The sequence below is a fragment of the Mycobacterium paraense genome (genome assembly GCF_002101815.1).
Taxonomy (GTDB): domain Bacteria; phylum Actinomycetota; class Actinomycetes; order Mycobacteriales; family Mycobacteriaceae; genus Mycobacterium; species Mycobacterium paraense.
Window position 1 is genome coordinate 1 of record NZ_LQPM01000024.1, and the last position, 18,242, is coordinate 18,242.

General features: G+C 70.6%; 20 protein-coding genes. 14 read left to right on the top strand and 6 right to left on the bottom strand.

Features of this window, described 5'->3' with window-relative positions; translation table 11 throughout:
• From AWB89_RS18550 to AWB89_RS18560, 3 genes are all read right to left on the bottom strand, one after another.
• Window positions 1-766 (bottom strand): PE family protein (locus tag AWB89_RS18550; RefSeq protein WP_142282571.1); only part of this gene is annotated, 766 nt, incomplete at its 3' end.
• A gap of 696 nt (window positions 767-1,462) precedes the next feature.
• Window positions 1,463-3,166 (bottom strand): DEAD/DEAH box helicase, encoded by a 1,704-nt coding sequence (locus AWB89_RS18555; protein WP_085175676.1) that lies wholly within the window; start codon window positions 3,164-3,166, stop codon window positions 1,463-1,465.
• Window positions 3,167-3,273: 107 nt separating this feature from the next.
• On the bottom strand, window positions 3,274-4,071 hold the full coding sequence (locus AWB89_RS18560) for an alpha/beta hydrolase (protein ID WP_085175678.1): 798 nt from the start codon (window positions 4,069-4,071) through the stop codon (window positions 3,274-3,276).
• A gap of 136 nt (window positions 4,072-4,207) precedes the next feature.
• Here AWB89_RS18560 and ffh point away from each other — a divergent pair, with 136 nt between their 5' ends.
• The 5 genes from ffh to AWB89_RS18585 all read left to right on the top strand — a co-directional run bounded on the left by ffh (window position 4,208) and on the right by AWB89_RS18585 (window position 10,604).
• The gene (gene ffh / locus AWB89_RS18565) at window positions 4,208-5,776 is read left to right on the top strand and encodes a signal recognition particle protein (protein ID WP_085102537.1); all 1,569 of its coding nucleotides are present in this window, start codon (window positions 4,208-4,210) and stop codon (window positions 5,774-5,776) included.
• 66 nt (window positions 5,777-5,842) lie between these two features.
• Window positions 5,843-6,919, top strand: a complete 1,077-nt coding sequence (locus tag AWB89_RS18570; RefSeq protein ID WP_142282572.1) for a metal-dependent hydrolase family protein — start codon at window positions 5,843-5,845, stop codon at window positions 6,917-6,919.
• Window positions 6,920-6,957: 38 nt separating this feature from the next.
• Window positions 6,958-8,100 carry a serine/threonine-protein kinase gene (locus AWB89_RS18575; protein ID WP_085175682.1) on the top strand — a complete coding sequence of 381 codons (1,143 nt, stop codon included), beginning with the start codon at window positions 6,958-6,960 and terminating at the stop codon, window positions 8,098-8,100.
• A 70-nt stretch (window positions 8,101-8,170) separates the two neighbouring features.
• On the top strand, window positions 8,171-10,000 hold the full coding sequence (locus AWB89_RS18580) for an N-acyl-D-amino-acid deacylase family protein (RefSeq protein WP_085175684.1): 1,830 nt from the start codon (window positions 8,171-8,173) through the stop codon (window positions 9,998-10,000).
• Window position 10,001: 1 nt separating this feature from the next.
• Window positions 10,002-10,604 (top strand): TetR/AcrR family transcriptional regulator, encoded by a 603-nt coding sequence (locus tag AWB89_RS18585; protein ID WP_085102545.1) that lies wholly within the window; start codon window positions 10,002-10,004, stop codon window positions 10,602-10,604.
• Between the two features lie 7 nt (window positions 10,605-10,611).
• Here AWB89_RS18585 and AWB89_RS18590 read toward each other — a convergent pair whose 3' ends face one another.
• Window positions 10,612-11,490, bottom strand: coding sequence for a D-alanyl-D-alanine carboxypeptidase family protein (locus AWB89_RS18590; RefSeq protein ID WP_085175686.1), 879 nt, complete (start codon window positions 11,488-11,490; stop codon window positions 10,612-10,614).
• Window positions 11,491-11,596: 106 nt separating this feature from the next.
• Window positions 11,597-11,839, bottom strand: coding sequence for a hypothetical protein (locus AWB89_RS18595; RefSeq protein ID WP_139830827.1), 243 nt, complete (start codon window positions 11,837-11,839; stop codon window positions 11,597-11,599).
• A 186-nt stretch (window positions 11,840-12,025) separates the two neighbouring features.
• On the opposite strand from AWB89_RS18595, the gene AWB89_RS18600 reads away from it, so the two are divergent.
• From AWB89_RS18600 to trmD, 5 genes are all read left to right on the top strand, one after another.
• Entirely contained in the window at window positions 12,026-12,457 is a 432-nt protein-coding gene (locus AWB89_RS18600) for a nuclear transport factor 2 family protein (protein WP_085175688.1), read from the top strand.
• A gap of 173 nt (window positions 12,458-12,630) precedes the next feature.
• Complete coding sequence (gene rpsP / locus AWB89_RS18605; protein WP_085175690.1) at window positions 12,631-13,167, top strand: 30S ribosomal protein S16; 537 nt, start codon at window positions 12,631-12,633, stop codon at window positions 13,165-13,167.
• 6 nt (window positions 13,168-13,173) lie between these two features.
• Complete coding sequence (locus tag AWB89_RS18610) at window positions 13,174-13,416, top strand: RNA-binding protein (RefSeq protein WP_003878715.1); 243 nt, start codon at window positions 13,174-13,176, stop codon at window positions 13,414-13,416.
• 10 nt (window positions 13,417-13,426) lie between these two features.
• Window positions 13,427-13,948: a ribosome maturation factor RimM gene (rimM, locus tag AWB89_RS18615; RefSeq protein WP_085175692.1), complete on the top strand. Its 522-nt coding sequence runs from the start codon at window positions 13,427-13,429 to the stop codon at window positions 13,946-13,948.
• Window positions 13,945-14,631, top strand: a complete 687-nt coding sequence (gene trmD, locus AWB89_RS18620; protein WP_085175694.1) for a tRNA (guanosine(37)-N1)-methyltransferase TrmD — start codon at window positions 13,945-13,947, stop codon at window positions 14,629-14,631. The genes rimM and trmD overlap by 4 nt, the downstream gene beginning before the upstream one ends.
• 9 nt (window positions 14,632-14,640) lie before the next feature.
• Here trmD and AWB89_RS18625 read toward each other — a convergent pair whose 3' ends face one another.
• Entirely contained in the window at window positions 14,641-15,600 is a 960-nt protein-coding gene (locus AWB89_RS18625; RefSeq protein ID WP_085102561.1) for a serine hydrolase, read from the bottom strand.
• 304 nt (window positions 15,601-15,904) lie between these two features.
• On the opposite strand from AWB89_RS18625, the gene rplS reads away from it, so the two are divergent.
• Genes rplS through AWB89_RS18645 form a run of 4 tightly spaced genes read left to right on the top strand, consistent with a single transcriptional unit; the run spans window position 15,905 to window position 18,235 of the window.
• Complete coding sequence (gene rplS / locus AWB89_RS18630; RefSeq protein ID WP_066930268.1) at window positions 15,905-16,246, top strand: 50S ribosomal protein L19; 342 nt, start codon at window positions 15,905-15,907, stop codon at window positions 16,244-16,246.
• Window positions 16,247-16,294: 48 nt separating this feature from the next.
• Complete coding sequence (lepB, locus tag AWB89_RS18635) at window positions 16,295-17,152, top strand: signal peptidase I (RefSeq protein WP_085102563.1); 858 nt, start codon at window positions 16,295-16,297, stop codon at window positions 17,150-17,152.
• A gap of 2 nt (window positions 17,153-17,154) precedes the next feature.
• Window positions 17,155-17,874, top strand: coding sequence for a ribonuclease HII (locus AWB89_RS18640; RefSeq protein ID WP_085102565.1), 720 nt, complete (start codon window positions 17,155-17,157; stop codon window positions 17,872-17,874).
• Window positions 17,875-17,929: 55 nt separating this feature from the next.
• Complete coding sequence (locus AWB89_RS18645; RefSeq protein ID WP_007171389.1) at window positions 17,930-18,235, top strand: DUF2469 domain-containing protein; 306 nt, start codon at window positions 17,930-17,932, stop codon at window positions 18,233-18,235.
• Window positions 18,236-18,242: the final 7 nt, after the last annotated feature.

Consider the following 18,242-nt stretch of genomic DNA (forward strand, 5'->3'; position numbering starts at 1 on the left):
CGCCGGGACCGCCGGCCCCGCCCACGCCCGCGCCGCCTGCCCCGCCGGCACCGCCGGGCGCGGCAAAGCCGGCGATGACCGCGCCGCCGACCCCGCCGGCACCGCCGGGACCGCCGGCCCCGCCGACGCCGCCGCCGAGCCCGCCGTGACCACCAACGCCACCGGCACCGCCGTTGCCGCCGGCCACGCCAAAGGTCCCACTGGCCCCGCCGTTCCCGCCGCCGCCACCCAGGCCACCGTTACCGAACAGCCACCCACCAGCACCGCCCGCGCCGCCGGCCCCGCCGGCCCCGCCGGCCTGCCCGGCAGCACCCGACCCACCATTGCCGCCGTTACCGAAAAGCCACCCGCCGTCCCCGCCGGGCAGGCCACTGCCCGCCGGCGCATTGGCGCCATCGCCAAACAACGGGCGCCCCGTCAGAAACTTCACCGGGGCTATCGCGAAGGCCTGCAGGTCCTGCTCCAGGGCCTGCAACGGCGAGACATTGGCCGCCTCGGCAGCCGCATACGCGCCCGCCGCGCTGTTCAAGGCCTGCACAAACTGGTCATGAAACGCCGCCGCCTGCGCACCGAGTGCCTGAAACTGCTGGCCATGGGAGGACAACACCGCCGCAATCGCCGCCGACACCTCATCCTCAGCCGCGGCCAGCACCCCCGTCGTCGGGGCGGCCGCCGCCGCTTGCGCGGCGCTCAGCGCTGAGCCGATGTTGGACAGATCCGTTGCCGCCGGGGTCATTATCTCCGGCGCCGCGATTACATACGACATGTCGATCGTCCTACTGGCTAGCCCCTGGTTTTCACTAGCCCGGCAGTCCTCCACCGTCAGGTAGATGCAGCGTAAGCAAGGGGTCTGGGGGAAGCACCAGTAGTCGACTACCTGATTCTCGGGACATCGCGTGGGTGAAGGTCCACACGTTCGGGTCGACGGGGGCAGATGTGTCGTGTGTGGAGGCGCCGCAAGACGCGCAGGCTGCTGCGGAGAAGCACCTGATGGTCGCGGTGGGCGGCCCCGACGAGGCCTTCGGCTAGTGTCCTGCAGGCGCGTTGTGCCCAGGAAATCAACCGTCACAACCTATCGAGGCCGGCGCTTGTTCTTCGTCGATTAGACCGATGCTCGGGAAAGGACTCGGGTACGCAGTCGATCAGGAGAACACCATGAACACTCCCAGGATCGTGCCGCGCTCGGAGTGGCTCGTTGCGCGCACCCAGTTACTCGAACAGGAGAAGGAGCTCACCTACAACTACCGGTCGACCGCCGAACAGAAGGCGGCGGGAGCCATCTGGATCGAACGCGGCGAATTGCCCGGCCTGAGCGTGTTTCTGCGCGAGGGCGCCGACGATGCGGTGCCCTACCCGATGGCGTGGCTGCGTTATCACGACAGCTACGACGCTGCGAGGAACACCACTGCTCGCGTCACTGAATGGCGGCAGTCTAGCCAACGTGCTTGTCGCACAACATCACTCAAGAGTGCTCAGAATTCAGCTGCCGCAAGGCTTCGATGCGGGCCTGGATCTGCTCGCGGGTCGCCGCGGCGATCGGTGGCCCACCGCAGCGGCGGCGAAGCTCGTTGTGAATCCACCCGTGTGGCTTGCCGGTGCGGTGGTGGGTCGCCGAGACGAGCGTGTTGAGCTCGCGGCGCAGGTCGCGCAGCTGCCCGTGCATGGAGGGCCGCGCCGCCGGGGCTTCGTCGCCGGAGGCGGCCCGCCTTTTGAGTTGCTCGTCCTGGCGCTGGTGCAGCAGCGCGCGCATCTGTTCGGCGTCGAGCAGCCCCGGGATGCCGAGGTAGTCGGCCTCCTCGTCGCTGCCGGCCGGCGCGGCGGTGCCGAACGAGGATCCGTCGAAGATGACCTGGTCCAGCTCGGCGTCGGCGCCCAGCGAGGTGAAACCGTTGTCGGTCTCGGTCTTTTCGGTCTGCCTCCTGGTCGCGGGGTCGCCGTCGAGGGGGTCGTCGCCGGCGTCGCGGTGCGGTTGGCCGAGCACGTGGTTGCGCTGGGCCTCCAGCTCGCTGGCCAGCTGCAGCAGGTTGGGCACCGACGGCAGGAAGATGCTTGCCGTTTCGCCCGCCCGGCGGGAACGCACGAACCGGCCGATGGCCTGGGCGAAGAACAGCGGCGTCGAGGCGCTGGTGGCATAGATCCCGACCGACAACCGCGGCACGTCGACGCCCTCGGAGACCATGCGCACCGCGACCAGCCACCGGCTGGTGCTCTCGGCGAATTCGCTGATCCGCGCCGACGATCCGGGATCGTCGGACAGCACGACCGTGGGCTTCTCCCCGGTCAGCCTCGTCAGCAGCGCGGCGTACGCGCGCGCCGCGGTGCGGTCGGAGGCGATGATCATGCCGCCGGCGTCGGGCACGTGGGCGCGCTTCTGGCGCAGCCGCTCGTCGGCGGCCGCGATCACCGCGGGCATCCATTCGCCGGCGGGGTCGAGCGCGGTGCGCCACGCCCGCGCGGTGTGCTCGGCGGTCAGCGGCTCGCCCAGCCGCGCGGCGTGCTCCTCGCCGGCGCTGTCCCGCCAGCGCGCCTCGCCCGAGTAGGCAAGGAACACCACGGGCCGGACCACACCGTCGGCCAGCGCCTCGGCGTAGCCGTAGGTGTGGTCGGCCCGCGATCGCAGTACCCCGTCGCTGCCCGACGTGTACTCGACGAACGGGATGGGGCTGTCGTCGCTGCGAAACGGCGTGCCCGTCAACGCGAGCCGGCGGGTGGCGTCGCCGAACGCCTCGCGGATGGCCTCGCCCCAGGTCTTCGCGTCGCCGCCGTGATGGATCTCGTCGAAGATGACCAGCGTCTTGCGCTGCTCGGTGCGCACCCGGTGCAGCGTCGGGTGCGCGGCGACCTGTGCGTAGGTCACCATCACGCCGTGAAACTCCGGCGAGGTCTGGGGGTTCGTGTTGGAGAACTTCGGGTCCAGGGCCAGGCCGTGCCGCCCGGCGGCCAGCGCCCACTGGACCTTCAGGTGCTCGGTGGGCACGACGACGGTGAGCTGCTCGACGGCGCGCTGGTGCAGCAGTTCGGCGGCGACCCGCAGCGCGAACGTCGTCTTCCCGGAGCCGGGGGTGGCGACGGCCAGGAAGTCGCGCGGCTGGGCGGTGAGGTAGCGCACCAGCGCCCGGCGCTGCCAGCCCCGCAACGCCAAGCCGGTGTCGCCGTCCGACTGCATCGAAACGGCTCCCCCTCAAGTTGCATGCTCGACGCGGCCGGCCCGGATCGGCGGCGGGTGTGAAATGTAGCATGCCAACGCTTTTCGGCGCAGCAGCGACGCGAGAGTTACACGGCGTGGCGCGCCAGGTCGCGGGATTGAAGCCAGGTGTCGATTCGTGCGGCGACGTCGGCCCAACCCGGTTCGAGCATCATGTTGTGGCCCATGTCGAAGAACTCCGGCTCGGTCCGGTAGGCGCGCGCCGTGGCGCGCACCGAGCGGACGCTGACGAAGCCGTCGTGCAGGGCGCCGAGGACCAGCATCGGGGTCGTCACGCGCTCGGTTCTGACCCGGCGGGACATCGGCTCGGTCATCGCCGCGCGGATGCTCTCGGGTCCGGCGCGGTGCCAGCAGGATTGGACGACGTCCTCGGGCGTGTCGGCGCAGAAGAGGTATTCGCGGGCAAGCGCCGACGTCCGGAGGAACTTGACCAGAGTGGGGTCGTTGAACGAGTGCACCGTCATCCACGGCCGGCGCCGCCACACCCGCAGCGCCGCCCCGAGCACGCCCGACGGCGGCAGCGAGCCGACCAGCACGGCGGCCGGGGCGGACCGGTCCTCGAGGTAGCGCTGGATCGTGTAGCCGCCCAGGGAGTGCCCGATGAGGACCGGCGAGCCGCCGAGGTCGTCGGCCACCGACCGGACGTCGTCGAGGTAGTCGGCGATGGAAACCCGCTGCAGCGGCTTGTCGGTGGGGCTGGCGCCATGCCCGCGCAGGCTCATCGCGACGGCGCGATAGCCCGCGCCGGCGAAGAAGTCCAGGAAGTGCTCGTCCCAGCACCACGCGCCGTGCCAGCCGCCGTGCACGAACAGCAGCGGCACCGGGTGCGCGTCGGTGCAGGACCCCTTGTCGATCACCTCGAGCATGAGCCGACTTTTGTTTGCTCCCGTCGCCCCGTCAATCCCCTCGATGCGGCGAGTGTGCGGCCAGCCGCACGCTCGGCGCCCAATGTGCGTCCAGCCGCACGCTCGGCATTCACTCCGCAACCACTAGGCTGGCGGGGTGTTTGAATCCCTGTCCGACCGATTGACCGGTGCCCTTGCGGGGCTGCGCGGCAAGGGTCGACTGACCGACGCCGACATCGAGGCGACCACCCGCGAGATCCGGCTGGCCCTGCTGGAAGCCGACGTATCCCTGCCCGTGGTGCGGGCGTTCGTCGGCCGGATCAAGGAACGCGCCAGGGGTGCGGAGGTCTCGGGTGCCCTCAACCCGGCGCAGCAGGTCGTCAAGATCGTCAACGAGGAACTCATCGGCATCCTGGGCGGCGAGACCCGCCAGCTGGCGTTCGCGAAGGCGCCGCCGACGGTCGTGATGCTCGCCGGCCTGCAGGGTTCCGGTAAGACGTCGCTGGCCGGCAAGTTGGCCGCGTGGCTGCGCGGCCAGGGGCACACGCCGCTGCTGGTGGCCTGCGACCTGCAGCGGCCCGCCGCGGTCAACCAGCTGCAGGTCGTCGGCGAGCGGGCCGGTGTGCCGGTGTTCGCGCCGCATCCCGGCGCCTCGCCCGAGTCCGGTCCGGGCGATCCCGTCGCCGTCGCCGCGGCCGGGCTGGCGGAAGCGCGGGCCAAGCACTTCGACGTCGTCATCGTCGACACGGCCGGGCGGCTGGGCATCGACGACGAGCTGATGGCCCAGGCCGCGGCCATCCGCGACGCCGTCGACCCCGACGAGGTGCTGTTCGTCCTCGACGCGATGATCGGCCAGGACGCCGTCACCACCGCCGAGGCGTTCCGCGAGGGCGTCGGGTTCACCGGCGTGGTGCTGACCAAGCTCGACGGGGACGCCCGCGGCGGCGCGGCGCTGTCGGTCCGCGAGGTGACCGGCGTGCCAATCCTTTTCGCGTCCAGCGGCGAGAAGCTGGAGGACTTCGACGTCTTCCACCCCGACCGGATGGCCAGCCGCATCCTGGGCATGGGCGACGTGCTGACCCTGATCGAGCAGGCCGAGCAGGTCTTCGACGCGCAGCGCGCCGAGGAGGCCGCCGCCAAGATCGGCAGCGGCGAGCTGACGCTGGAGGACTTCCTCGAGCAGATGCTCGCCATCCGCAAGATGGGCCCGATCGGCAACCTGCTGGGCATGCTGCCCGGGGCCGGCCAGATGAAGGACGCCCTGGCCGAGGTCGACGACCGCCAGCTCGACCGGCTGCAGGCCATCATCCGCGGGATGACGCCCCAGGAGCGCGCCGACCCGAAGATCATCAACGCGTCGCGCCGGCTCCGCATCGCCAACGGCTCGGGCGTGACCGTGTCGGAGGTCAACCAGCTGGTCGACCGCTTCTTCGAGGCCCGCAAGATGATGTCGTCGATGCTCGGCGGCATGGGCATCCCCGGCCTGGGCCGCAAGTCGGCGACCCGAAAGGGCAAGGGCGCAAAGGGCAAGAAAGGCAAGAAGGGCGGCCGCGGCCCGACGCCGCCGAAGGTCAGGAACCCGCTCATGGGGGGCATGCCCGGCATGCCGGCCGGCTTCCCCGATCTGTCGCAGATGCCCGAAGGCCTCAACGAGCTGCCGCCGGGGCTGGCCGACTTCGACCTGTCCAAGCTGAAGTTCCCCGGCAACCCGGGCAAGAACTCGTGACGATCGCGAGCGCGGCGGAGCCGGGCGAAGCGGGTCGTCGCCATCGGACGTAGCCGCGCCGTGCGGATGCACGTGCGGGGTCGGGGGCTGCCCGACGAGGCCGAGCTGCAGCTGTGGATCGTCGACGGCCGCATCAGCACCGAACCGGTCGCCGGCGCCGACACCGTCTTCGACGGCGGCTGGATTCTGCCCGGGCTGGTCGACGCCCATTGCCACGTCGGGCTCGGCGACGACGGCGAGATCCCGCTCGAGGAGGCGATCGGCCAAGCCGAGGCCGAACGCGCCGCCGGCGCGCTGCTGCTGCGCGACTGCGGCGCCCCGACCGACACCCGCAGCCTCGACGAGCGCGACGACCTGCCCCGCATCATCCGCGCGGGCAAGCACCTGGCCAGGCCCAAGCGCTACTCGCGGGGCTTCGCCGTCGAGCTCGAAGACGAATCCCAGCTGCCGGAGGCGGTGGCCCGGGAGGCCAAGCGCGGCGACGGCTGGGTCAAGCTGGTCGGCGACTGGATCGACCGCGGCGTCGGCGACCTGGCCCCGCTGTGGTCCGACGACGTACTCGAGGCCGCGATCGCGACCGCACACGAGCACGGCGCGCGCGTCACCGCGCACGTCTTCAGCGAGGACGCCCTGCCCGGCCTGATCAACGCCGGCATCGACTGCATCGAGCACGGCACCGGGCTCACCGACGACACCATCGCCTTGATGGTCGAGCGGGGGACCGCGCTGGTTCCCACGCTGATCAACACCCTGGAGAACTTCCCGGGCATCGCGGAGTCCGCGGGGCGCTACCCCGCCTACGCCGCCCACATGCGCGACCTGCACGCCCGTTGCCTCGAGCGGACGGCCGCGGCGCGCGAGGCGGGCGTGCCGGTGTACGCGGGCAGCGACGCGGGCAGCATGATCGCGCACGGGCGCATCGCCGTCGAGGTCGAGGCCCTCAAGGGCATCGGGATGAGCCCGACCGAGGCGTTGGGCGCGGCGTGCTGGGACGCCCGCCGCTGGCTGGGCCGGCCCGGCCTGGAATACGGGGCGTCGGCCGACCTGTTGTGTTACGCCGAGGACCCCCGACAGGGTCCGGGTGTGCTGAACCGGCCCGACCTGGTGATATTGCGGGGCAAGGCCTTTCGGCCCCACGGCTAGACGCGCGAGGCGTCGCGATCGCGGATAGGATCCCTCGAATGGCGTTGGCCAGCGGCGCGACCTTCGCCGGTTACCTGGTCGCGCGGAGGCTGGGTTCTGGACCGACTGGCACGGTGTACCTTGCCCAGGATCCGCGGGCGTCGCGCTGGCGGGCGCTGAAGGTCCTGGCGCCGGCGCTATCGGACGACGCCGAATTCCGCCGGCGGTTTTTGGACGAGGTCCCCGTCGCGACGCGCCTGCATCACCCGAACATCGTCGAGGCGCGCGACCGCGGCGAGTTCGACGGCCAGCTGTACGTCGCGATGGAGTACGTCGAGGGGATCACCGCCGCGCGGCTGATCGCCGAGCGATTCCCGGCGGTCGCGCCGGCGGGCGAGGTGCTGACCATCGTGACCGCGCTGGCCGGCGCCCTCGACTACGCGCACGAGCGCGGGCTGCTGCATCGCGACGTCAAGCCCGCCAACGTCCTGCTGCCGGGGCGGGGCGAGGGCGAACAACGGACGCTGCTGACGGACTTCGGTGTGGTCCGCCCTCCCGGCACGGTCGGCTACGTCGCGCCCGAGCAGCTGCTGGGCGCCGGCGTCGACGCGCGCGCCGACCAATACGGGCTGGCCGCGACCGCGTTTCACCTGCTGACCGGCGCGCCGCCGCCGACCGACGGCGCACCGCCCCGGCTCAGCGACCAACGGCCGGAACTGCGGCGGCTCGACGGCGTGTTCGCCCGGGCGCTCGCCAACGGCGCCGACGAGCGGTTCGGCAGCTGCCGGGCCTTCGCCGCGGCGGCGGACGAACAGGCGGGCCTTCCCGGCGCCGCCCGCAAGCCCCGAGCCGTCCTGGTGGCCGAATTCCCGGCCTATGCGCGCCGGGCCGCGCGCGAGCGCCCGCCGGCCGCATCGCCGGCCCCTCGCCGCGAGAGCCCGGCAGGCGCTTCCGGGCTGCCCGCGGCGGGCGAGCCGGAGCCGGCGAAGCCCGCACCCCGCAGGCGCTGGACGCGCAGGCGCGCGCTGGGCGCGGTGGCGGTGCTGCTCGTCGCGGCCGTGCTCGCGGTCGGCTTCCTGATCGGCCGCAAGACCGACCCGGCCGTCGCCCCGGCCGGCCGGCCGACCACGACCGCGCCGGCCGCCCCGGCCCCGGCCGATCCCGCATCGCCGAGCGCCGGGCCGCCCGCGCCCGCCCGCTGAAGACCGCTTGACCAGCACTTTGGCTGGGACACGCCGGCTTTCTCGAAAAGATTGCGAGCACTTGCTATCTATGTTACGGTTCCTGCACCCGACGACCATGGAGGAAACCGTGACCTACGACGTGATCATTCGCGACGGGCTGTGGTTCGACGGCACGGGCAGCGCGCCGCAGACCCGCACGCTCGGGATCCGCGACGGCGTGGTGGCCACGGTGGCCGGGCCTTCCGACGCGCCGCTGGACGAGACCGGTTGCCCCGAGGTGATCGACGCGGCCGGCAAGTGGGTCGTGCCCGGCTTCATCGACGTGCACACCCACTACGACGCCGAGGTGCTGCTGGACCCCGGGCTGCGGGAGTCGGTGCGCCACGGCGTGACGACCGTGCTGCTGGGCAACTGCTCGCTGTCGACGGTCTTCGCCGATTCCGAGGACGCGGCCGACCTGTTCAGCCGCGTCGAGGCCGTGCCCCGCGAATTCGTGCACGGCGCCCTGAACGCCAACAAGACATGGTCGACGGCCGCCGAGTACGTCAAGGCGATCGACGCCCTGCCGCTGGGGCCGAATGTGGGCTCCCTGCTTGGTCATTCGGACCTGCGGACCGCGGTGCTGGGGCTCGACCGCGCCACCGACGCCACCGTGCGGCCCACCGATGCCGAGATGGACCGGATGGCGGCGCTGCTCGAGGAGGCGCTGGACGCCGGGATGCTCGGCATGTCCGGCATGGACGCGGCCATCGACAAGCTCGACGGCGACCGCTTCCGGTCGCGGGCGCTGCCGTCGACGTTCGCCACCTGGCGGGAACGGCGCAAGCTGATCAAGGTGCTGCGCCGGCGCGGGCGGATGCTGCAGAGCGCCCCGGACGTCGAGAACCCGTCGTCGGCGCTGATGTTCTTCCTGACCAGCAGCCGAATCTTCGGGCGCGGCAAGGGCGTTCGCATGAGCATGCTGGTGTCCGCGGACGCCAAGTCGATGCCGCTGGCGGTGCACACTTTCGGGTTCGGCACCCGCATGCTGAACAAGTTCCTGGGCTCGGCCGTGCGGTTCCAGCACCTGCCCGTTCCGTTCGAGCTGTACTCCGACGGCATCGACCTGCCCGTCTTCGAGGAATTCGGCGCCGGAACGGCCGCCTTGCACCTGCGCGACCAGCTGCAGCGCAACGAGCTGCTGGCCGACAAGGAATACCGCCGCAAGTTCCGCCGTGAGTTCGACCGCATCAAGCTCGGACCGTCGTTGTGGCACCGCGACTTTCACGACGCCGTCATCGTCGAATGCCCCGACGCCTCGTTGATCGGCAAGAGCTTCGGCGCGATCGCCGACGAGCGCGGGCTGCACCCGCTGGACGCGTTCCTCGACGTGCTCGTCGAAAACGGCGAACGCAACGTCCGGTGGACGACCGTCGTCGCCAACCACCGGCCCAAGCAACTGGACAAGCTCGCCAACGAGCCGAGCATCCACATGGGTTTCTCCGACGCCGGCGCGCACCTGCGCAACATGGCCTTCTACAACTTCGGCCTGAAGATGCTCAAGCGCACCCGCGACGCCCAGCGGGCCGGCGCGCCGTTCATGTCGACCGAGCGCGCGGTGCATCGCCTGACCGGCGAGCTGGCCGAGTGGTTCGGCATCGACGCCGGCACCCTGCGCGAGGGCGACCGCGCCGACTTCGTCGTGATCGACCCGGCCGGGCTCAACGAGGCCGTGGACGGCTACCACGAGGAAGCCGTGCCGTTCTACGGCGGGCTGCGGCGCATGGTCAACCGCAACGACGACGCCGTCGTCGCGACCGGCGTGGGCGGCGCCGTCGTCTACGCGAAGGGCCAATTCCGCGACGGCTACGGCCAATCCGTGAAGTCCGGTCGCTACCTGCGGGCCGGTCAGCGCGCCGCGGTCAATGTGAGCGCCTGACATGGCCCGGACCCAGCAGCAGCGCCGCGAGGAGACCGTCGGGCGGCTCATCGACGCCTGCATCGACACCATCGTCGAGGTCGGCTACGCCCGGGCCTCGGCCGCCGTGATCACCAAGCGCGCCGGGGTGTCCGTCGGCGCCCTGTTCCGCCACTTCGAGACCATGGGCGACTTCATGGCGGCCACCGCGTCCGAGGTGTTGCGCCGCCAGCTGGAGTCCTTCACCAAGGGCGTCGCCGAAATCCCCGCCGACCAGCCGGCGCTGGAAGCCGCGCTGGCGATCCTGCGCGACATCACCAGCGGCCCGACCAACGCGGTGGTCTACGAGCTGTTGATCGCCGCGCGCACCGACGAAAAGCTCAGGGAGACTTTGCAACACGAGCTGGGGCAGTACTCCGCCAAGATCGTCGAGGCCGCCCGGGCCCTGCCCGGTGCCGAGGGCTTCCCGGCGGAGACGTTCCCGGTCGTCGTGGCGCTGATGACCAACGTGTTCGACGGGGCCGCCGTGGTGGAGGGCGTGCTGCCGCAGCCGGCCATCGCGGAGCAACGCATTCGGGTGCTCACGGCGCTGCTGACCGCCGCGCTGCCGAATGCCGGCCCCTAGCAGGCGATTACAGCGAGCCGATGCCGGTCTCGGGGTTGAGCGCGAAGCCCCAGTCGAACAGGCTGCCGGCCTGATCCCAATACGTGGGACCGCCGGCCTTCACCAGCCCGTACATCATCGCGATCACCAACCGGCGGCCACCGCGCGCCGCGGCGCCGACGAAGGTCTTGCGGGCCGCGTCGGTGAAGCCGGTCTTGCCGCCGATGGCGCCGGGGTAGCGCGCCAGCAGCTCGTCCTGGTTGGTGATCGGCTCGTCGCCGTGATCGCCGGGGAACATCGCCGACGGCTCGGCGGTGATCTGCGCGAACACCGGGTTGGCCATGGCGGCCCGGAAGATGACGGCCAGGTCGTGCGCCGTCGAGGCCCCGGAGCCGCCCGGGCCGTCCAGGCCCGACGGGGTCGCCGCGTGCGTGCTCGCCGCGCCCAGCGACGCGGCCTTGGCGTTCATCTTTGCGACCGCCGCGTCTTGCCCGCCCAGCAGGTGCGCGAGCGTGTTGGCGGCGTCGTTGCCCGAGACCAGGAGCAACCCGTCCAGCAATTGGCGCGCGGTGTAGGTGCGGCCCGGCTTGATGCCGACGCAGTTGCACTCGACCTGGGTGTCGGCGACGTCGGCGACGACGGTGGAGCCCAGGCTCACCTGGTCCAGCGCCACCAGCGCCAGCAGCACCTTGATGGTGCTCGCGGGCGGGTGCGGGACGTTCTGGTCGCGGCCGGCCAGCACCTGACCGCTGTCGAGGTCGGCGACGATCCAGGTCTGGGCCGGGCCCTCGGGGATGGGCACCGAGCCGATCGGCTGCGCCTGGTCGGCCCACGCGGGCGTCGTCCCGACGGTCGCACCGCAAGCGATGGCCACCAGTAGGGCGGCGACGGCCATGAGCTTCCGCATGGCCGCACAGTTTAACTTCCGGGGGCTGGTGGCGATCGCTAGCGCGGCGTTGGGGTGCCCCGCGAAGCCCGGGGGGGCCGGGCGCGGCGGGTCGCCACCGCCGGTGTCAGTGCCAGGGCATGTCGCGCCAGGAATAGAACTTCCCGTCGCCGATGTCGTGCACGCCGTAGTAGTCCCAGAAGTAGTCGTGGCAGACGTTGCCGTCCCACGGGACCGGCCGGCCCGCCGGAAGGACGTCGCCGGGGCACCAGTGCTGGCAGGACTTCCCGGCCGGGCAGGGGGCGGCCTCGGCCGACGGCGCGGCCAGCCCCGCACCCCCGAACATCAACAGCGTCGTTGCTAAACCCACGAATGCCGCTTTCATAAACCTGGGATTATTCTCCTCGTTCGCGGTTGCTGTCCTGCCAAAACGGGAAACTTGTCGCGCTGGGTTCATGTCGGGCTCCTTCGTTGCTGGCGATCCTGCGGCAAGTGCACACCGCCCGCACGGCTACCGATCCCAACCTCCGAGGAGCGGCGGTGTTGAATCAACGACATGCTGAGCCTGGAAGAGATCTCGGATCGTTTGGAAATCCAACAGCTGCTGGTGGACTACTCCACCGCCATCGACAACCGCCGCTTCGACGACCTGGACAAGGTCTTCACCGAAGACGCGTACATCGACTACACCGCGCTCGGGGGCATCGAGGGCCACTATCCGGAGGTCAAGAAATGGCTGTCGGAGGTGCTGCCGAACTTCCCCGTCTACGCGCACATGCTCGGCAACTTCTCGGTGCGCATCGACGGGGACAAGGCCGCCTCGCGGGTGATCTGCTTCAACCCGATGGTGCTGGGCGGCGACCCCCAAGCAAAACAAGACCAGATCCTGTTCTGCGGGCTGTGGTACGACGACGAGTTCGTCCGCACCGCCGACGGCTGGCGGATGACCCGGCGGGTGGAAACGAAGACCTTCCAGAAGGTGATGTAAGCGAATTTCCGCCTGACCGCCCCGTTCTGGCACAATGGGCGGCTGTCCGCCGCACGACCGTGCCTTTTCAGGCCACGCGCGGCGAGGCAACACACGCGAGGCAAAACCGGATCCGGGCATCCCGCCCGAGTCGCTGAATTGCAGCGTGACACCACAGGAGAAGTCGCTTAACCATGGCTGTGAAGATCAAGCTGACCCGGCTTGGCAAAATCCGCAATCCCCAGTACCGCATCGCGGTCGCCGACGCGCGCACCCGCCGCGACGGCCGCTCGATCGAGGTCATCGGCCGGTATCACCCGAAGGAAGACCCGAGCCTCATCGAGATCGACTCCGAGCGGGCCCAGTACTGGCTTTCGGTGGGCGCCCAGCCGACCGAGCCCGTCCTCAAGCTGCTGAAGATCACCGGTGACTGGCAGAAGTTCAAGGGGCTGCCCGGCGCCGAGGGCAGCCTGAAGACCCCGCCGGCCAAGCCCACCAAGCTGGAGCTGTTCAACGCCGCGCTGGCCGAGGCCGACGGCGCCCCCACCACCGAGGCCGCCAAGCCGAAGAAGAAGGCGCCGGCCAAGAAGGCCGCCAAGGCCGCCGAAGAGGCACCCGAGGCCGCGGCCGAGCCTGCGCCCGAGGCCGCCGCGGAGCCCGCGGCCGACGCCGCTGCCGAGCCGGCCGCCGACGCGCCCGCCGAGGCCGCCGAACCCGCCACGGAAAGCTGACCCGCGGTGAGCACGGTCGTCGTTGACGCAGTCGAGCACCTGGTCCGCGGGATCGTCGACAACCCCGACGATGTCCGGGTGGACATGGTGACCAGTCGGCGTGGGCGCACCGTCGAGGTGCACGTCCACCCCGACGACCTCGGCAAGGTGATCGGTCGCGGCGGACGCACCGCGACCGCGTTGCGCACACTGGTCGCCGGCATCGGTGGCCGCGGTATCCGCGTCGACGTGGTGGACACCGACCAGTAGCGGAGCTCCCGTGGAGTTAACGGTCGGGCGCGTCGTCAAGGCGCACGGCATCGGCGGTGAGCTGGTCGTGGAGGTCCGCACCGACGATCCCGCCGCCCGCTTCGCGCCCGGTAACACGTTGCGTGCCAAGAACTCTCGGACGGGTGACGAACGCAGCGTCGTCGTTAGCCACGTGCGCGAGCACGGCGCGCGGCTGCTGGTGCGGTTGACCGGCGTGGACGACCGCGACGCCGCCGACGCGCTACGGGGCCACTTGTTCGTGGTGGACTCCGCGGAGCTGCCGCCGATCGACGAGCCCGACACCTACTACGACCACCAGCTCGAGGGCCTGATCGTGCGGACCACGACCGGGCGGGACGTCGGCGTCGTCGCCGAGGTGCTGCACACCGCCGCCGGTGAGCTGCTGGCGGTGCGGCGCGGCGACGGCGGGGAGGTATTGGTTCCGTTCGTCGGCGCGATCGTCACGTCGGTGTCGCTGGAGGACGGCAGCGTCGAGATCGACCCGCCCGATGGCCTGCTGGATCTGGCATGAGGATCGACGTCGTCACCATCTTCCCGGCCTACCTCGAGCCGCTGCGACAATCGTTGCCCGGCAAGGCGATTGCGTCCGGGCTGGTGGATCTGCACGTGCACGACCTGCGGCGGTGGACCTACGACGTCCACCACTCGGTGGACGACGCGCCCTACGGCGGCGGCCCCGGGATGGTGATGAAGGCGCCGGTGTGGGGGGAGGCGCTGGACGAAACGTGTTCCGCCGACACGCTTCTGGTGGTTCCCACCCCCGCCGGGGCGCTGTTCACCCAGGCGACCGCGCAGCGCTGGAGCGCCGAGCGGCACCTGGTGTTCGCCTGCGGGCGATACGAGGGCATCGACCAGCGGGTCATCGACGACGCGGCCCGACGGATGCGCGTCGAGGAGGTGTCGATCGGTGACTACGTGCTGCCCGGCGGCGAGTCCGCGGCGGTGGTGATGATCGAAGCCGTGCTACGGCTGCTGAGCGGCGTGCTGGGCAATCCCGCGTCGCTGCACGAGGATTCGCACTCGCCGGCGCTGGACCGGCTGCTGGAGGGCCCGAGCTACACCCGGCCGCCGAGCTGGCGGGGCCTCGACGTCCCCGAGGTGCTGCTGTCCGGAGATCACGCGCGCATCGCCGCCTGGCGCCGCGAGGTTTCGCTGCAGCGCACGCGCGAACGCCGCCCGGACCTGTTGGGCTGACGCCGCGATTTACCGGATCTTCCCGCTGGGGAAGATCGTCTTGACGGCCTGGGTGATGGTCTGCCGCGCGGTGGCGTCGTCGGAGGACTGCAGCGACTGGACCACCATGACGTAGCGGTGGTCCGCGCCGATCACGCCGGTCGACAGGTGCACCCAGTCGCTGCCGATGCAGCACATCCAGCCCTGCTTGACCGCGACCTGCTCGGCGAACAGGCCCTCCGGGATGCCGAAGCGCTGCGGGTAGCCGTCGAGCCCGGTGGGCGTGGACTGGGCCAGGTCGTTGACGATGATCATCCCGCGCTCGGCGGGCAGGCCGCCCGACCCGTCCAGCAGCATGTCGTAGTAGCGGACCAGGTCGGTCAGCGAGCTCATCGTGTTCCACCAGCGCCCGTCGCTGGGCGGGGTGGTGGAGGACAGGCCGTAGCGCGTCGCGACCTGGCTGATGATCGCGTCGCCGCCGCCCTGGCCCCAGAACTTCTCGGCCGCGCCGTCGTCGGACGACTGCAGCATGACGTCGAGGGCCTGGCGGTCCTCCGGGGACAGGGTGGTCCTGCCCTGGGACTCGGCCAGCAGCAGGTCGTCGGCGATGAACAGCTTGGCCACCGAGGCGGTGCCGATGACCTGGCTGTTGCCGTTGGAGACCAGCTCGTGCGTCTTGCGGTCCAGCACGGCCACCGACAGCGTGGCCCCGACGGCGGCGGCGTCGTCGATGGCCTGCTGAATCCGGGCCGGCAGGCCGCCGAACACCGTCCCGGCCAGCGCCTGCGGCGGCCCGTGCATCGGCACCGCGTCCAGCAGCAGCTGAACCGTCTCGGGCTGCTTGAGGGGCTGACGCTCGGGCGCGCTGGTTTCCGGGCTGCCCGACACCTTCGGTTGGCTTTGGCGCTCCACCAGCGCCTCGTCGCACCCGGCCAGCACCAGCGTCACGGCCGCCACGGCGGCGAGCACGGTGAGCGGGCGGGGGCGCATGGGTGGATCTCCTCGGTTGCCTGGGGCGAAACGGGCCGATCGGCGCGTTTTGACCCGAGTCATATGTAACCACTCACCAGGGTCTTCGGCTGCGTATGAACCGCGACGTTTACATGTGATTTTCAATGCAAGCGGGCCATCTGGCACAATTGCTCAGTTGTCTCGAACCCGTCAGCGGGCCGGGCCGCTTCCCGGCCGCTGCGAGATAGGCACAAAAGCCCGAAATCCATCGGCTTGTGACCGCCCCACGCCCGGCGTGTGGGCAGGCGTCGCAAGCCGCGACCGCAAGGAAGTGCTTCGTACGATGAACAGGCTGGACTTCGTCGACCAGACGTCGCTGCGCGACGACATCCCGGCCTTCAGCCCGGGCGACACCATCAACGTGCACGTCAAGGTCATCGAGGGCGCCAAGGAGCGTATTCAGGTGTTCAAGGGCGTGGTGATCCGCCGCCAGGGCGGCGGCATCCGCGAGACGTTCACCGTGCGCAAGGAGAGCTACGGCGTCGGCGTCGAGCGGACCTTCCCGGTGCACTCGCCGAACATCGATCACATCGAGGTGGTGACGCGTGGCGACGTGCGCCGGGCGAAGCTGTACTACCTGCGTGAACTTCGCGGCAAGAAGGCCAAGATCAAGGAAAAGCGCTGACCGGACGCGGTTCACCAGGCCACGAACCATCCTGGCTACGCTGATCCCGTGACCGACAACCCGGACCCATCTGAGCCCCAGTCCGACGCCGGCCAGCCGGAGCCGAAGGTCTCCACCCGCGACCCCGACGCGTCCGAGGCGTCGCCGCAGCCCGACGCGGGTCCGGAGCCCAAGAAAAAGTCCACGGTGCGCGAACTCGCGATCCTCGCGGTGATCGCGATCGTGCTCTATTACGTGATGCTGACGTTCATCGCCCGCCCGTACCTGATTCCGTCCGAATCGATGGAGCCCACGCTGCACGGCTGCACCGGGTGCGTCGGCGACCGGATCATGGTCGACAAGCTGACCTACCGGTTCGGTCAACCGCGTCCCGGCGACGTGATCGTCTTCAAGGGCCCGCCGTCGTGGAACGCCGGATACAAGTCGATCCGCTCGAACAACACCGCGCTGCGCTGGGTGCAGGACGGGCTCTCCTTCATCGGCTTCGTGCCGCCCGACGAAAACGACCTGGTGAAACGCGTCATCGCGGTCGGGGGACAGACCGTGCAGTGCCGGGCCGACACCGGGCTGACGGTCGACGGGAAGCCGCTCAAGGAGCCGTACCTGGATCCGAACACCCTGATGGCCGACCCGGCGAAGTACCCGTGCCTGGGCAGCGAGTTCGGGCCGGTCGCCGTGCCGCAGGGGCGGCTGTGGGTGATGGGCGACAACCGGACGCACTCGGCGGACTCGCGGGCCCATTGCACCAGCGTCCCGGCCGAGGCCCTCAAGGGCATCCTGTGCACCGGCGACCCGAACTCGGGAACGGTGCCGGTGTCCAACGTCATCGGCAAGGCGAGATTCATCGTGTGGCCGCCGTCGCGCTGGGGCGGGGTCGGATCGGTGAATCCCCAACAGGGTCAGTAGCCGTGGCCACGACGTGGCCGCCGCGGACGGTGATCCGCAAGTCGTCCGGGATGCGCACCCTGGAATCCGCGCTGTATCGCAGCGGCCTGGGGCCGGTCGCCGGGGTGGACGAGGTGGGCCGCGGGGCCTGCGCGGGCCCGCTGGTGGTGGCGGCCTGCGTGCTAGGGCCGGGACGCCTGGAAAGCCTTGCCGCCCTGGACGATTCGAAGAAGCTCACCGAGAAGGTGCGGGAGAAGCTGTTCCCCCTGATCCGCCGCTACGCGTTGGCCTACCACGTGGTGTTCATCCCTTCGAGCGAGGTGGACCGGCGCGGGGTGCATGTGGCCAACATCGAGGGCATGCGCCGGGCGGTGGCCGGCCTGGCCGTCCGGCCGGGGTATGTGCTCAGCGACGGCTTTCGGGTGCCCGGGCTGCCGATGCCGTCGCTGCCGGTGATCGGCGGGGACGCCGCGGCCGCCTGCATCGCCGCGGCCAGCGTGCTGGCGAAGGTCAGCCGCGACCGGTTGATGGTCGCCATGGACGCCGAGCACCCGGGCTACGGCTTCGCCGACCACAAGGGCTACAGCACCCCGGCGCACTCGACGGCGCTGACCCGGCTGGGCCCCTGCGCCGAACACCGCTATTCGTTCATCAACGTCCGGCGGGTGGCAACCGGATCCGGCGCCCGGGTGGTCGCCGAGTGCAAACCAGACCCTCCCGCCGACCGGGACGGGTATCGGTGAGGAAAGATGGGACCAGGTTCCCGGCGACGGAGGCGTCTGAGCAGATGAGTGGCAGATGAGCGCAGAAGATCTCGAAAAGTACGAAACCGAGATGGAGCTCTCGCTCTACCGCGAATACAAGGACATCGTCGGCCAGTTCAGCTACGTCGTGGAAACCGAGCGGCGCTTCTACCTGGCGAACAGCGTGGAGATGGTGCCGCGTAACGCCGACGGCGAGGTGTACTTCGAGCTGCGACTGTCCGACGCCTGGGTGTGGGACATGTACCGGCCGGCCCGCTTCGTCAAGCAGGTGCGGGTGGTCACCTTCAAGGACGTCAACATCGAAGAGGTCGAAAAGCCCGAGCTGCGGCTGCCCGAGTAGCGCGCGC